Source organism: Leifsonia araucanica, from assembly GCF_051161895.1.
In the GTDB taxonomy this organism is placed as follows: domain Bacteria; phylum Actinomycetota; class Actinomycetes; order Actinomycetales; family Microbacteriaceae; genus Leifsonia.
The window spans coordinates 525,982-539,849 of sequence record NZ_JBMBTW010000002.1 but is presented as its reverse complement, the minus strand read 5'-3'; the positions used below and the strand labels follow the sequence as shown (position 1 = coordinate 539,849).

At 70.9% G+C, this 13,868-nt stretch carries 13 protein-coding genes; 2 read left to right on the top strand and 11 right to left on the bottom strand.

Translation table 11 applies throughout. The features are described 5' to 3' along the window. Window positions 1–159: 159 nt before the first annotated feature. Window positions 160–1,251 carry a GNAT family N-acetyltransferase gene (locus ACN6M5_RS02515; protein WP_434948399.1) on the top strand — a complete coding sequence of 364 codons (1,092 nt, stop codon included), beginning with the start codon at window positions 160–162 and terminating at the stop codon, window positions 1,249–1,251. A 297-nt stretch (window positions 1,252–1,548) separates the two neighbouring features. On the opposite strand, the gene mutM is transcribed toward ACN6M5_RS02515, so the two are convergent. From mutM to ACN6M5_RS02465, 10 genes are all read right to left on the bottom strand, one after another. Beyond that, window positions 1,549–2,469 carry a bifunctional DNA-formamidopyrimidine glycosylase/DNA-(apurinic or apyrimidinic site) lyase gene (mutM, locus tag ACN6M5_RS02510; RefSeq protein ID WP_168689264.1) on the bottom strand — a complete coding sequence of 307 codons (921 nt, stop codon included), beginning with the start codon at window positions 2,467–2,469 and terminating at the stop codon, window positions 1,549–1,551. After that, on the bottom strand, window positions 2,447–3,160 hold the full coding sequence (gene rnc / locus ACN6M5_RS02505; RefSeq protein WP_085370365.1) for a ribonuclease III: 714 nt from the start codon (window positions 3,158–3,160) through the stop codon (window positions 2,447–2,449). The genes mutM and rnc overlap by 23 nt, the downstream gene beginning before the upstream one ends. A gap of 27 nt (window positions 3,161–3,187) precedes the next feature. Next, complete coding sequence (gene rpmF / locus ACN6M5_RS02500) at window positions 3,188–3,391, bottom strand: 50S ribosomal protein L32 (RefSeq protein WP_055893012.1); 204 nt, start codon at window positions 3,389–3,391, stop codon at window positions 3,188–3,190. A gap of 2 nt (window positions 3,392–3,393) precedes the next feature. Next, window positions 3,394–3,954, bottom strand: coding sequence for a YceD family protein (locus ACN6M5_RS02495; protein ID WP_373270201.1), 561 nt, complete (start codon window positions 3,952–3,954; stop codon window positions 3,394–3,396). 11 nt (window positions 3,955–3,965) lie between these two features. After that, entirely contained in the window at window positions 3,966–6,233 is a 2,268-nt protein-coding gene (locus ACN6M5_RS02490; protein ID WP_434948398.1) for a transglutaminase TgpA family protein, read from the bottom strand. Next, entirely contained in the window at window positions 6,226–7,539 is a 1,314-nt protein-coding gene (locus ACN6M5_RS02485; RefSeq protein ID WP_434948397.1) for a DUF58 domain-containing protein, read from the bottom strand. The genes ACN6M5_RS02490 and ACN6M5_RS02485 overlap by 8 nt, the downstream gene beginning before the upstream one ends. A gap of 3 nt (window positions 7,540–7,542) precedes the next feature. After that, complete coding sequence (locus tag ACN6M5_RS02480) at window positions 7,543–8,649, bottom strand: AAA family ATPase (RefSeq protein ID WP_434948396.1); 1,107 nt, start codon at window positions 8,647–8,649, stop codon at window positions 7,543–7,545. Next, window positions 8,646–9,128 carry a pantetheine-phosphate adenylyltransferase gene (coaD, locus tag ACN6M5_RS02475; protein ID WP_085370359.1) on the bottom strand — a complete coding sequence of 161 codons (483 nt, stop codon included), beginning with the start codon at window positions 9,126–9,128 and terminating at the stop codon, window positions 8,646–8,648. The genes ACN6M5_RS02480 and coaD overlap by 4 nt, the downstream gene beginning before the upstream one ends. Before the next feature lie 115 nt (window positions 9,129–9,243). Next, complete coding sequence (locus ACN6M5_RS02470) at window positions 9,244–11,451, bottom strand: ATP-dependent DNA helicase RecG (RefSeq protein ID WP_434948395.1); 2,208 nt, start codon at window positions 11,449–11,451, stop codon at window positions 9,244–9,246. After that, a complete protein-coding gene (locus tag ACN6M5_RS02465) occupies window positions 11,448–12,188 on the bottom strand; it encodes a hypothetical protein (RefSeq protein WP_434948394.1) in 741 nt (246 codons plus the stop codon). Before ACN6M5_RS02465 ends, ACN6M5_RS02470 begins: the two co-directional genes overlap by 4 nt. Window positions 12,189–12,237: 49 nt before the next feature. On the opposite strand from ACN6M5_RS02465, the gene rsmD reads away from it, so the two are divergent. After that, window positions 12,238–12,804, top strand: coding sequence for a 16S rRNA (guanine(966)-N(2))-methyltransferase RsmD (gene rsmD, locus ACN6M5_RS02460; RefSeq protein WP_085370356.1), 567 nt, complete (start codon window positions 12,238–12,240; stop codon window positions 12,802–12,804). A gap of 42 nt (window positions 12,805–12,846) precedes the next feature. Here the strand turns inward: rsmD and thiL are convergent, their stop codons facing one another. Beyond that, window positions 12,847–13,848: a thiamine-phosphate kinase gene (thiL, locus tag ACN6M5_RS02455; RefSeq protein WP_434948393.1), complete on the bottom strand. Its 1,002-nt coding sequence runs from the start codon at window positions 13,846–13,848 to the stop codon at window positions 12,847–12,849. Window positions 13,849–13,868 lie beyond the last annotated feature (20 nt).

Here is a 13,868-nt window from a genome sequence, read left to right as displayed (position 1 = left end):
AATATGTGTGTCGAGAGTACATGCATTGCAACTAATCGCAACGCACTTTCTTACGGAGATTTACACGATCGAAACCAAATCGGCTCGCCCTGTTCACGGCGACGAGGCCGGGTTAGGCTCGGGAACACTCGGTTCGCGCAACCGGCGAGGAGGCGATGGATGCTCGGTGACGGCCACGTCACGATCGTGCGGATTCCCCTGCCGGAGCGTCTCGGCACTCCCGAATCCGCGGCCTTCGAAGAGCTGGTGTCCGTGATGAACGGGATCGCCGTCTCGCTCTGGGGGAACGACGATTTCGTGTACACCGCCGAGGCGGAGCTGGCGTCGTTCCGCGCGCAGGGGTTCCACGAGAAGCTGCTCTTCGCCGCGGTGCTCGACGGCGCCGTCGTCGGGCGTGTCGTCGCCGACTTCCCGCTGGAGGAGGACGCGGTGACGGCCACGCTGCTCGTCGATGTCGCCCCCGCGGTGCGCGGCCGCGGGATCGGGGCGCTCCTGCTGGCGAAGGGCGAGGAGCTGGCGGCGGACGGCGGCAGGACGGCGGTGTCCGCGTACACCGAGCATCCGGCTGCCACGATCCGGCCGGGCGGCGACGTCGTGCGCGCCTCCGCGGGGAGCAGCGGGCTGCCTGCGGACTCCCCCGACGTGCGCTTCGCCCTCTCCCACGGCTACCGGCTCGGCCAGATCGAACGGTCGAGCGAGCTGACGCTTCCGCTCGACTCCGACCGCGCCGCCGCCCTGCTGGCGGACGCCGTCGACCACTCGCGCGACTACCGCACGATCAGCTGGTGGCGGCACGCCCCGGACGAGCTCGCCTCCGCCTTCTCCGCTCTCAAAGAGCGGATGACGGTCGACGTGCCGCACTCCGGGATCGCCCTCGACGACGAAGCCTGGACCCCGGAGCGGGTCCGCCGCCACGAGGACGAGCTGATCGAACGCGGAGAGCCGCTGCTCGTCACGGTGGCCGAGCACATCCCGAGCGGCGAGCTGGCCGCGTACACGGAGATCGCGGTGCCGGACGACGGAGACAAGGCGGAGCAGTACGACACGCTGGTGGCCGCCGCGCACCGCGGGAAGCGGCTCGGCACGCTGGTGAAACTCGAGAACCTGCGCAGGCTGGCCGATTTGGCCCCGCACATCCACCGGCTGCTCACCTGGAACGCCGACGAGAACGCGCCGATGCTCGTGGTCAACGACGCCTTCGGCTTCCGCCCGCACGCCCTCACCGGCAACTGGCAGAAGACCCTGCGCTAGCGCGCTCGGCTCGCCCCATCCGGTGCCCACGCAACTCCGTACGAACGGAGTTCTCGCTTCTCCAGCCCGTTTTCTCCGCTCCTGCGGAGTCTCCGGCGGCGTGGCGCGCACATCCTCCGGTTTTGCGCTCGAGCGGAGACCCCGGCCGACACGCCGCCCGAGGCTCCGTTGGAGCGGAGATCCGGGAGGTGCTGGCCGTTATCTCCGCTTGACCGGATCCTGACGGGGTGAGGCTGTGGCGTGGGGTGGGGTGGGGTGGGGTGGGGGGCAGCAGGATGTGCCGAGGCGGCGAGCGGGTCAGGGGCGCGCTGGGCGCAGGCGCTGGCAGCGGGGGCAGAAGTGGGAGGAGCGGTTCATGAACTGCTCGCGCACGATCGGCGTGCCGCAGCGCGGACACGGCTTGCCCTGCTGGCCGTACGCGTTGAGGCTGTGCGAGAAGTAGCCGGAGGCGCCGTTGACGTTCACGTACTGGGCGTCGAAGCTGGTACCGCCCTCCGCCAGGGCCTTCTGCAGCACCAGGCGCACCTCCGCCAACAGGCCCCGGATGCGCGCCCGCGAGAGCGAGGACGCCGGCTGCGCGTAGTGCAGCTTCGCCGCCCAGAGGGCCTCGTCCGCGTAGATGTTGCCGATGCCGCTGATCAGGGTCTGGTCGAGCAGCGCGCGCTTGATGCCGGTGTTCTTGCGGGACAGGGCGGCGGCGAACGCCGCATCGGAGAAGGCGGGGTCGAGCGGGTCGCGGGCGATGTGGGCCACCTGCGACGGCACGAGCGGCTCGTCCGTGCCGAGGCCGCCTGGCGCGCCGTCCGCGGTGGGGACGAGCGCATCCACCGCCATCGAACCGAAGATGCGCTGATCGACGAAGTGCACCCACAGCTCGCCGTACCCGGGCTGCTCGATGTGCATCCGGATGCGCAGCAGCCCGTTCTCGACGGCGCCGGGCTCCCGCAGGAGGATCTGCCCGCTCATGCCCAGGTGCGCGACGATGGCCGAGCGAGACTCAGAAGCCGAAGCCGCAGCGAGCGGGATCCACAAGAACTTGCCTCGCCGCGCCGGGGTCTCCATCACCCGTCCGGTGAGCAGCGCGTCGAACGCACCGGCGACCGGGTCGTGGCGTTTCAGAGACCGCGGCTCGAAGACCTCGACGCCGAGGATGGTCGCTCCGGTGACGGCGGGCGCCAGGCCCGCCCGGACGACCTCAACCTCGGGAAGCTCTGGCACGTCGCTGCGTGAGGGTGGTCCAGGCGCTGAGCGCCGCGGCCATCTCGGCCTGCTTCTTGCTCGTGCCGTCGCCGCTCGCCGTGACGAGGCTGCCGACGGCGACCGTGGCGTGGAAGGTCTTGGAGTGGTCCGGCCCGCTGTTGGTCACCGTGTAGACCGGGATGCCGGCGCCGCGGTGGGCTGCCGCCTCCTGCAGGCTGGTCTTGGGGTCCATCGCAGCGCCGAAGCGGGCAGGGTCGTCGAGCAGCGGCTCGATCAGGCGCAGCACGAGTGCCGTCGCCGCCTCGCCACCCGCGTGCAGGTATGCGGCGCCGATGATCGCCTCGACCGTGTCGGCCAGGATGGAGGCCTTCTCGCGGCCGCCGCTCTGGTTCTCGCCCCGGCCGAGCAGCAGGTACTCGCCGAGACCGATGCTGCGCGCCACCTCAGCGAGGGCGACGGAGCTGACGAGGCTGGCGCGCCGCTTCGCGAGGTCGCCCTCGTCGAGCTGCGGGTTCTCCACGAACAGCTTGACCGTCACGGCCTGCCCGAGGATCGAGTCCCCGAGGAACTCCAGACGCTCGTTGTTCGGGATGCCGCCGTGCTCGTACGCGTACGAGCGATGCGTCAGCGCAAGCTCGAGAAGCTCGGGGCCGATATCGACTCCGAGCTTCTCGATGAGTTCTGTACGCGCGACCGAATCCTCGGTCATCGCACGACTCCGTCCGTCATACGACGATCAGACGTCGGCGACCTTGCGGCCCTTGTACTCCATGAACAGGGCGGTGCCTGCGGAGTCCTCGACGACCTTGGCGCGGTGCGGCAGGCTGTACGTGACCTTGCCACCCTCGACGGTCTTGACGAGCGTGGGGACCTCGGCCTTCCACTGCGAACGACGGGCGTGCGTGTTGGCGCGTGACTTCTTCCGCTTCGGAACAGCCATGGTTATCTCTCTTCTCTGTTACTGCTGCTGGTGGATTCAGTGGTGTCGGAAGCCTGGAAGGCCGCGAGCGCAGACCATCGAGGATCGACAATCGCTGTGGCTTCGCGGTCCGGCACATCCGCCAGCCGCTCCCCTGACTCGGGGTCGAGTCCTGGGCAGTCTGGCCGGCACACCGGCTGAAACGGCAGTGACAGCACTACCGCGTCCCTGATCAGAGGTTCAAGATCCACGTGGTCGTCGTGAACCTCAAAATCAAAAGCTTCGTCAGAAGAATACGCGAAAAGTTCCTGGATATCGACTTTGACAGGCTGCTCGATGTCGATGAGGCAGCGTCCGCAGACCCCGACGGCCGTCGATTCGGCCTCCGCGGTCACCAGAATGCCCTCGTGCATCGACTCGAGCCGGAGGTCGAGGTCGATGGTCGAGCCCTCTGGGACGCTCACCAGCCCTTCGCCCATCTTCTCCGCGACCGGCAGCTGGATGCGCTGCTCGCGCATCTCGCCTGGGCGGTGGATGATGTCGTACACATTGACGGTGTACGGCGTGGTTCTGAACTTGGTCACGAGCGACTATTTTACGCGGGTCTTCCCTGGTTAGGGGCCGGAGACCACGCGGCTGGGATGAGAGACACAGGAATGAGCGCCGCCTTGAGCCGCAGCGCGGCCCCGGCCTGCGCTTCCAGGGCGGAAAGAACGCGCGTCAGATCGTCGCCGAGGCCCACGGCGGTCGCCCGGGTGGGCGGCCCGTACGCATCCCGTTCTCTGACGGCCAACAGCCTGCGCACAGCGTCCTCCCCCGGCGTTCCCGCCACGGCGGACGCCACCCGCACGGCGAAGGCGCGCGGTGTCTCGGTCGCCGGGACGATCCAGCCCAGATCCCTCGCCGTGTCCCGCAGCTCGTCCCAGGCCGTGGATGCGCCGCCCCACTGGTCGGTCAGCCTCCTCAGCCTGTTCCTGCGTCTCACCCTGCGCAGCACGGCCGGGGTGAGCAGCAGCGCCACGATGAGGAGCGCGACGCCGACGCCCGAGATCACCGGCTGCAGGGTGGACGGCGCCGTCGCCCCCGTCGGGCTGCCGAGGTTCGCCGGGTCGGTCGGCACGATCGCCTTGGACCCGGCCGTCGACGTCGAGGTGGAGCCGGGCACGACGGCGGTCGGCGTGCTGTCCGGCCGGGTGTAGCTCGGGATGGTGCCGCGGCCGACGGTCGGCTCGAACGCCACCCAGCCGACACCGGCGAAGTACAGCTCCGGCCAGGCGTGCAGGTCGTCGCTGGTCACGGTGTACTGACCGGGGTTGTTGGCCGTTCCTCCGCTGGTCGCGCCGGGCAGGTAGCCCTCCGCGACCCTCGACGGGATGCCGAGCGCCCGGGACATCAGCGCCATCGCCGAGGCGAAGTGCACGCAGTATCCGCTCTTGACCTGCAGGAACTTGGCGATCACGCGCCCGCCGTCTCCGTCGAAGCCCTGCTTGAGCGGGGTCTGCGTCGAATACGTGAAGCCGTTGTCGCGGAAGTAGTCCTGCAACGCGACCGCCTTGTCGTACTCGGACACCGCGCCCTTGGTGGCGGAGATGGCGGTGCTGGCGATGATCGACGGCAGATCCGGAGGGAGGAACAGGTCGCGCTCGACCGAGGCCGGCACGAATCCGCCCGCCGCCTGCAGCTGGTCGGCCGTCGGCTGCAGGACGAGGCTGGTCGCCGTGTACTTCTGGCCCTGCGTCGTGGTGTTGATCGCGCCGACGGTGAGGTCGTCGGGATCCCACGACCAGGTGCCGCTCAGCCCGGAGACGCCCTGCACCGGATACGGCACGGGCAGCCAGCGGCTCTGCATGTTGTCGATCTCGACCTTGGTGGTGATCTTGGTCGTCGCGACCGTGTCGGAGAGCCCGAACACCGGCCCGATCGTGTTGCCGCTCGGCAGCCGTTTGGTGTCGCGCTCCCTGTGCTTCCAGACCGATCCGGTGAACTGGTCGAGCGATGCCAGCTTGAGGTACTGCCCGGACGACGCTGTGGTCGTGTACGTGAGGGCTCGGACGGCCGCCGGTCTGCGCAGATCCTTGCCGAGGTCGATCAGCGGCGTCACCGTGCCGCCGATCGAGATGCCACCCGCCGTGAACGAGGTCGCGCCGCCCCTCTCGAAGCCCGGAGCCGTGCCGCCCAGGATGAGCGCGACCACCACCGCGGCCGCCGAGATCGAGAGGGATGCCGTCGGCCGCGGCGTCCCCGGCCGCCTGGTGCGCACGTCGCAGCGCAGCAGCCAGAGGAACGCGGCGGCGGACGCCGCGAGCGCGAACGGGTCGAGCCCGTCTCCGAGCAGCGCGCCGGGCACCACGAGCACGACGCCCACCCCGAGCGCGGTGAACGCGGGCACCCGGAACGCGATGGCGAGGGTGTCGAGCAGGATGGCGAGGACGCATCCGCCGCCGACCACCAGGAACATGAACTCCGGCAGGCTCTCCGCCGGGGTGCCCTGCTGGTAGATCGACAGCATGGCCTGGTCGATGAAGTCGCCCCACGCCGCGAAGGTGCGTGGCGTCGGGAGGATGCCGAGCAGGCCGGTTCCCCTGCCGAAGGCCACGGTCATCACCACCGCCGCCTCGGCCAGCAGCAGGAGCGGCACGATGCGCCGGTGCACGCCGGCCGTGCGCAGCGCCGCACCGGTGACCAGGAGCAGGGCGGCAGAAAACACCAGAGCGAACCACCAGCCCGCACCCTGGATGAGGCCGACCAGCGCGAAGCTGACGGCGACCACCTGGATGAGCAGCGCCGTCGTCAGCCGCCAGTACCCCTGCCGTCGCTCCCGCACCAGCGGCACGGCGCCGGCGAACGCCTGCTCGCTAGCCACGGTTCACCGCCGCCCTGCGCCGCCCGAGGGCACGTTGCCAGCTGTCGGCCGGGTCGTCCCCTCCCGAGAACGGCACGCAGAGCCATCCGGCGTCCGCCAGGACGTCCTCGACCTCCTGCGGCGCGGACGCCCCGATGAACGCGACGGCCGGGTCGCACATCGAGCGGACGGCGGCCAGCGCCCCGAGCTCGTTGAGGGAGCCGCCGAGGAGCACGGCGAACACCGGGACGGCGCGGCCGGAGCGGCGGAGCCCCGCCGCCAGTTCGGCGACGGCGTCGTCGCGGGGCACGTCGCTCGGCTCGATGCCGGCCAGGTCGGCGAGAAGCAGCCGGTCGGCGCTCCCGACGTCGTAGGTCGGCGTCGCTGCTCCCAGCGTGCCGGTCCTGCCCGCCCCGCTCCTGCCGGAGAGCTGTCGCGGCCCCGTCTCGACGACGCTCACCACGAAGCCCTCGTCGAGGAGGTGGACGCCGATCGACGCGACCAGCTCCACCAGGGTCTCGAACTCCGCATCCGGTGCCGAGACGTCCCGGGTGTCCGCGATCAGCCACGCCTCCGGATTGCTGCGGCGCTCCTCCTGCCGCACCATGAGCTTGTCGTGGCGTGCCGTGGCCCGCCAGTGCACGCGGCGCAGCGGGTCGCCCGGCCGGTACTCACGCGCGATCAGCTCGTCGGCGCTCGGGATGCTGTGGCGCAGCAGCTCGTGCTCCGTGCCCTCGCTGCGTGCCACATCCAGGTCGCCGCCCGGCAGGGCCGTCACCCGCGGGGTGACCACGAACTGTTTCGGCTGCCCGAGGGCGTACTCGGCATACGCCAGCCCGAACGGGTCTGTGCGGCTGACGATGAGCGGGCCGACCGGATGCGATCCCCGGTGCTTCGCGCGCACCTCCTGCCGCAGCACGATGGTGTCCCTGCCGTGGGTCACGTTCTGCTGGTGGGCGCCGAGCCGCGGGAACGGGGCCTGGCCCTGCACCCCGACCGCCGGAGGGGCCGACTCGCGCCAGTTCGCGGCCGGGCTCGGTCGGGGAGACTCGTTGCGGGCCGTCGTCACGACGGTCGCGGTCTCCCCCGCCGCCACGATGTCCGGGTGGAAGCTGCGGGTGACGGTGAGTCTCGGGCGGTCGACGGTCACCGAGATCATCGCCGCCAGCGGCAGGACGGTGAGGAACACGCCGACGAACAGCACGTCGGTGCGCCCGAGCGCAACCGAGGCGACGAGCGCGACGACTCCCACGGCGAACAGCGCCCAGCCGCGTACGGTCGGCCGGGGTTTTCTGACCGGCGACGACGTTCGGGCGCGCCGCGGCATGGCTCAGCCCGCCTGCCCTGCCCTGGTCGGGCGGTTCGCACCATCCGCACGGCCGGAACTGCCCGCTGCCCCGATCGCGCCGGAGCCGACGGGCACGGGGGTCGCCGCGACGATCCTGCGGACGATGTCCGCAATGACCGGCGCGCTCTCGTGGTGGTGGCCGAGCGCGCGGCTGGTCGGCAGCAGCCGGTGCCCGAGCACGGGGACGGCGAGCGTGTCGATGTCGTCGGGGAGCACGAAGTCGCGGCCGTCGAGCGCCGCCATCGCCTTCGCCGCCCGCACGAGCTGCAGCGTGGCCCTGGGGCTGCCGCCGAGGCGCAGATCCCTGTCCTCCCTGGTGGCGCGCACGATGTCGACCGCGTACTGCTTGACCGGCGTGGAGGCGAACACGCTGCGGGCGGTGGTCATCATGGCCCGCAGCTCGTCCGAGGTGACGACCGGCCCGATCCGGGAGAGCGGGCTGGAGGTGTCCCTGGTGGTGAGCATGGCGAGCTCGGAGGCGTCGTCCGGGTATCCCATCGCGATGCGCGCCATGAACCGGTCGCGCTGCGCCTCCGGGAGCGCATACGTGCCCTCCATCTCGACCGGGTTCTGCGTGGCGACGACGATGAACGGCGCGCTCAGCGGGTACGTGGAGCCGTCGACCGTGACCTGCCGCTCCTCCATGCACTCGAGCAGTGCCGACTGGGTCTTAGGGCTCGCGCGGTTGATCTCGTCGCCGATGACGATGTTCGCGAACACCGCTCCCGGCTTGAACTCGAACCGCCGCTCCGCCTGGTTGTAGACGGACACGCCGGTGACATCGCTCGGCAGCAGGTCCGGCGTGAACTGGATGCGGCTCACCGTGCAGTCGACCGACTTCGCCAGCGACTTCGCGAGCATCGTCTTCCCGACGCCCGGCACATCCTCGATCAGCAGGTGCCCTTCGGCGAGCAGCACGGTGAGCGCAGTCTGGACGGCGTCGTGCTTGCCGTCGATGACCGACTCGACGTTGGCGGTGATCTGGGCCGCGGCGCGCCTCAGCTCATCGAGGTCCATCCCGGTGGCGTGGTCCGTCTCATCGGGGGCGACCGACGATTCGGTCGGCTGGCGCGTCGCGTAACTGTTCATGTCTCCTGCAAATACTCGTAGACGGCGGTGGGGACGTATGGACTCACGTCACCCCCGAGCGCGGAGACCTGGCGCACGAGGGAACTGGAGACGTGGGCGTTGGCTGGGTTGGGCAGGATGAACACGGTCTCGACCGCCGCGAGGTGGCGGTTGACGATGGCCATCGGCGTCTCGTACGCCACGTCCACCTGCGACCGGATGCCCTTGACGAGCACGTGCGCCCCGACATCGGTGCAGTAGTCGACCAGCAGGCCGACACTCCAGGATGCGACGACGATGTTCCCGGGGATCCCGGCGTCCGCGATCGAGCGCTCGATCAGGGCGACCCGCTGAGCGATGGGCAGGAGGGCGCTCTTGTCCGGGTTGTGCACGACGAGCACGTGGACCTCGTCGAACAGGCCTGCGGCACGTTCGATGACGTCGAGATGCCCGAGGGTGACCGGGTCGAACGATCCAGGGACAACGGCGATCCTGTTCATAGACCTTCAGACTATCCCGCTGTACCCGGCATTTCGTTGTGAATCCGTTACCAAAATATGGCCGTGGCGCCGCCCCCTTCCAGGGGCCACCGAGCGGTCAGGATTTGCCGAGCGGTCAGGATTTGCCGAGGAAGGCCCGTTCGCTCTCGTCCAGTCGCCGTGCGAGCGCGGCGGCCAGTGCGGGATGCGCGGAGAGCCCTCCGTCGTCGTCCAGCGTCTCTTGCGCCGCCGTCCTCGCCTCCGCGATCAGTTCCCCGTCGGAGACCACGCGCAACAGCCGCAGGGACGACCGTCCGCCGGACTGCCTGCTGCCGAGCACGTCGCCCTCGCGGCGCAGCTCCAGGTCGATGTTCGCCAGCTCGAAGCCGTCGAGCGTCGCGGCCACCGCTTCGACCCGCTCCCTGGCGAGCGTCTCCTGCTCGGCGGAGGTGACCATCAGGCAGAGCCCTGGCACCCCGCCGCGGCCGACCCGGCCGCGCAACTGGTGCAGCTGCGAGACGCCGAACCTGTCCGCGTCGAGGATGACCATCGCCGACGCGTTCGGCACATCTACCCCGACCTCGATCACGGTGGTGGCGACGATCAGGTCGAGGTCGCCTGCGGCGAACGCGCGCATGATCTCGTCCTTGGCGTCGCTGCTGAGCTTGCCGTGCAGCATCCCGATGCGCGCATCCCGGAACAGCGGGTCGGCGCGCACCTGCGCCGTGATGGACTCGACGTTGGCGATCGGGCGCACGGGGGCGCCGTCCTCGTCCTGCTCCGCCTCTTCTCCGTCGTCCTCCCTGTCTTTGCCGGTGATCGCCGGGCAGACCACGAACACCTGCCTGCCTTTGGCGATCTCCTCCGCCGCGCGCTCCCAGATGCGCCGCTCCCAGCCCGGCCGGTCGGCCAGTGGCACGACGAAGCTCTCGATGCCCTGGCGGCCCGCCGGCAGCTGGGCGATGGTCGACACGTCCAGGTCGCCGAACACCGTCATCGCGACCGTGCGCGGGATGGGCGTCGCCGTGAGCACGAGCACGTGCGGAGGCGTGCCGCCCTTCGCCCGCAGCGCCTCCCGCTGCTCCACGCCGAACCGGTGCTGCTCGTCCACCACCACGAGCCCCAGGTCGAAGAACGTCACGGCGTCGCCGAGCAGCGCGTGCGTGCCGACCACGATGCGGGCCTGGCCGGACACCGTGCGCAGCAGCGCCTTCTTGCGCTCGGCGGTGGACAGCTGCCCGGTGAGCAGGGTCGGCATCAGGTCGGCGGCGAGGTCCGGCCCGAGCATCTTCACGATCGAGCGCAGGTGCTGTCCGGCGAGCACCTCGGTGGGCGCGAGCAGCGCGGCCTGGCCGCCGGAGTCCGCGACGGCGAGCATCGCCCGCAGCGCAACCAGGGTCTTGCCGGAGCCGACCTCGCCCTGCACCAGCCGGTGCATCGGGGCGGTGTCCGCCAGGTCGCGCGCGATCTCTGCGCCGACTGTGGCCTGGTCGGCGGTGAGCTCGAACGGGAGGACGTCATCCAGCCTGTCGAGGAAGCCGCCCGTCTTCGCCGTGCGCGGGGTCGCGGCGATCGCCCGGGAGGCCGCGCGCTGCTGCAGCAGGGCGGCCTGCAGCACGAACGCCTCGTGGAACCGCAGCGTGTCGCGCGCCCGCTGCCACTGCGCGTCCTTCTCCGGACGGTGCATGTACTCGTACGCGGTCCGCAGGGTGAGCAGGCCGCGCTCGGCCACGATCCTCTGCGGCACGGGGTCCGGAACGTCGGTCAGCGCATCCAGGGCGAGCGCGACGGCCTTCTGCACCTGCCAGCTGGCGACGGTGCCGGTCGCCGGGTAGATCGGGATGGGGGTCTGCGCCCAGTTCTTCGCGGCGGCGCTGCCGGGGACGACGGCGTTCTCCGCATCCGGCTCGAACAGTTCGTAGTCCGGATGCGCCAGCTGCAGGGCGCCGCGGTAGTCGGACACCTTGCCGGCGAAGATGCCGCGGACACCGGGGACGAGCTCTTTCGCCCGCCACGCCTGGTTGAAGAAGGTGAGGGTCAGGATGCCTTCTCCGTCGGTGATCTTCACCTCGAGGATGGAGCCGCGGCGGGCGCGCATCGGGCGCTCCTGCACCCGGATGACCTCGGCCACGATGGTCACGTTCTCGTCCAGCGGCAGGTTCGCCAGCGCCGTCAGCTCGCCGCGCTTGGCGTAGCGGCGCGGATAGTGGCTCAACAGGTCGGAGACGGTGCGCATCCCGAACGCCTTCTCGAACGCGGAAGACGTGCGCCCGCCGAGGACCCCGCTCAGCCGGGAGTCGAGACTGATCGCACCATCGACGGCCGGTGCGGAAACGGAACTCATGGTTCGATCGTATGCGCCGCGTCCGTCAGTGCCGCCAGTTCGGCCGCGACGGCCTCGTCCTCCGGCTGCTCGGCGGCGAGCCGCTGCTGGATGCGCCTGGCCTCCTGGATGCGCCCGAGCTCGCGCAGGCAGCGTGCGACGGTCCACGCCGCCGCGAAGCGCTGCTCCGGCGTGCCGTAGCGCTCTGCCGCCTCCTCCGCCGCCTCGAACTCGGCGAGCGCCGACACCGGGGTGCCCTCCTCGAACAGCCGCCAGCCGCGGTTGTTGTGCAGGGCGACCGCCCAGCGCAGGGTGCGCTGGTCGTGGCTGGATGCGAGGTCGGAGAGCCCCTCCGCCGTCCAGTGCTCCGAGCGCTCCGGATCGGAGATGGCGAGCATGTGGGCCGCATCGACGGCGAGGAAGGTCTCTCCCTGGCGCCGGGCAGCGCTGAGGGCCTCCTCGAACAGGGCGGTGGCCTCCGCGGTTCGTCCCGCGGAGTTGCGGAGCCGTCCGCGTTCGAGCAGCACGCGCACGGCGAGCGTGTCCGTGGCGGGGATGAGCAGGTCGAGCAGGGCGTCCGCCTCGTCGAAGCGGCGCAGCAGCCCGAGCGCGCGGGCGCGCTGGGTCTCGAGCTCTGCCCTGACCAGTTCGGGCCGGTCGGGCTCGGCCGCCGCTGCGGCGAACCGGTCGGCAGAGGCGACAGGGTCGTCGAAGTTCCAGATGGCGTCGAGTTCTGCCTGTTCCAGGCGATCTACCATCCCTCCATCTTGGCCGCCCTGCCGTCGCTGACGCTAGGCTCGAATTGCCATGACACGTATCGTCGCCGGATTCGCCGGCTCGCTCAGCCTGCAGGTGCCGAAGAGCGGAACCCGCCCGACGAGCGACAGGGTGCGCGAGGCGATCTTCTCCGCGCTCGACGCGCGCGATGCCGTGCACGGCGCCCGGGTGCTCGACCTGTACGCCGGATCCGGCGCGCTCGGCCTGGAGGCCGCGAGCAGAGGCGCGACGCACGTCACGCTGGTGGAGAGGAACGCGGACGCCGCCCAGGTCTGCCGCAGGAACGCGCAGTCGGTCGCGAAGGCCGCGCCGCGTTATGCGGTACCCGTCATCGAGGTGCGCGGCGCGGCCGTGCAGAGCTACCTCGCCGGGGCGGGCTCGACCTACGACCTGGTGTTCATCGACCCGCCATACGAGGTGGACGACGCCGAGCTGCTCGCCGTGCTCACCGCCCTCGTGCCGCGCCTCGCCCCGCACGCCACGGTGTGCGTCGAGCGCAGCACCCGCACCCCGGAGCCGACCATGCCGGACGGCCTCGTGATCGAGCGCCGCAAGGACTACGGCGACACGGCGCTGTACTGGCTCGAACGCGACTGACGCTACAGACACCGGTCGCGACCGACCTCCGTATCGCGCCGCTCAGCCGGCGTTGCCGTCCCAGCCCTCGTACGGGTCCCAGCCACCGCGCGCGTCGAACGGCCGCCCGCCCACCAGCAGGCCGTCGCCCTCCCGCACCGTCCCGATGGCGCGGAAGCCGCCCGGCAGCTCCGTCCCGGCCGGGAAGGTCGCGAGGAGTCCGTGGTCCTCTCCCCCGGTGAGCGCCGCCTGCACGTCCCCGCCGAGCGCAGCAGGGTCGATGTCGAGTGCCACGCCGCTCGCCAGGGCGACCCGGCGGGCGTCGAGCGCGAGTCCGTCGCTCAGGTCGAGCATGGCGGTGGCGCCCGCGACGGCGGCGAGCGGCCCATCCTGGATCGGCGGCTCCGGACGCAATTGCGCGGCCACCGCATCCGGATGCTCGCGCAGCACCTCCTCGAAGCGCGCCCTGTCCGGCTCCCCCGTCTCGTCGACCGCCCGCTCGAACAAGAGGCGCAGCCCGGTCCCTGCACGCCCGAGCGCTCCGGACACCGCCAGCACGTCGCCGGCGCGCGCTCCGCTGCGCAGCACGGGGTCGCGGCCCTCCAGGTCGCCGAACGCGGTCACGGCGATGGTGAAGGTGTCCGAGGCGGACAGATCCCCGCCGACCACGCCGCATCCGGGGGCGAGGGAAGCGCAGGCGTCGCGGAACCCGTCGGCGACGCGTTCCAGGTCGTGGACGGGCGTTGCGGACGGCGCGGCGATGGCGACGACCATCGCGGTGGGCACGGCCCCCATCGCCGCAACGTCGGAGAGGTTGGTCGCCGCGGCCTTCCAGCCGAGGTCGTACGGCGTCGACCAGGCCAGCCGGAAGTCGGGACCGTGCACCATCATGTCCGTCGTCACCACGTACCGGCCGTCCGGAGCCGCGATCACGGCGGCGTCGTCGCCCGGCCCGACGATGGTGGCCGCGGACTCCGGCAGCCGGGGGAAGATCCGCTTCAGAGTCTCCACCTCGGACACCTCGCCGATGGTCGCTCCCGCGGTTCCGCTCCCAGACATCGTCATGCATCAAACGGTAGCCTGAA

Bases quoted from the DNA above. Each gene is read 5' to 3' on its own strand.
- rsmD (WP_085370356.1), top strand. From the start codon at position 12,238: ATGACACGTATCGTCGCCGGATTCGCCGGCTCGCTCAGCCTGCAGGTG.
- ACN6M5_RS02515 (WP_434948399.1), top strand. From the start codon at position 160: ATGCTCGGTGACGGCCACGTCACGATCGTGCGGATTCCCCTGCCGGAG.
- rnc (WP_085370365.1), bottom strand. From the start codon at position 3,160: ATGACCGAGGATTCGGTCGCGCGTACAGAACTCATCGAGAAGCTCGGA.
- ACN6M5_RS02465 (WP_434948394.1), bottom strand. From the start codon at position 12,188: ATGGTAGATCGCCTGGAACAGGCAGAACTCGACGCCATCTGGAACTTC.
- rpmF (WP_055893012.1), bottom strand. From the start codon at position 3,391: ATGGCTGTTCCGAAGCGGAAGAAGTCACGCGCCAACACGCACGCCCGT.
- ACN6M5_RS02480 (WP_434948396.1), bottom strand. From the start codon at position 8,649: ATGAACAGTTACGCGACGCGCCAGCCGACCGAATCGTCGGTCGCCCCC.
- ACN6M5_RS02485 (WP_434948397.1), bottom strand. From the start codon at position 7,539: ATGCCGCGGCGCGCCCGAACGTCGTCGCCGGTCAGAAAACCCCGGCCG.
- thiL (WP_434948393.1), bottom strand. From the start codon at position 13,848: ATGACGATGTCTGGGAGCGGAACCGCGGGAGCGACCATCGGCGAGGTG.
- ACN6M5_RS02470 (WP_434948395.1), bottom strand. From the start codon at position 11,451: ATGAGTTCCGTTTCCGCACCGGCCGTCGATGGTGCGATCAGTCTCGAC.
- coaD (WP_085370359.1), bottom strand. From the start codon at position 9,128: ATGAACAGGATCGCCGTTGTCCCTGGATCGTTCGACCCGGTCACCCTC.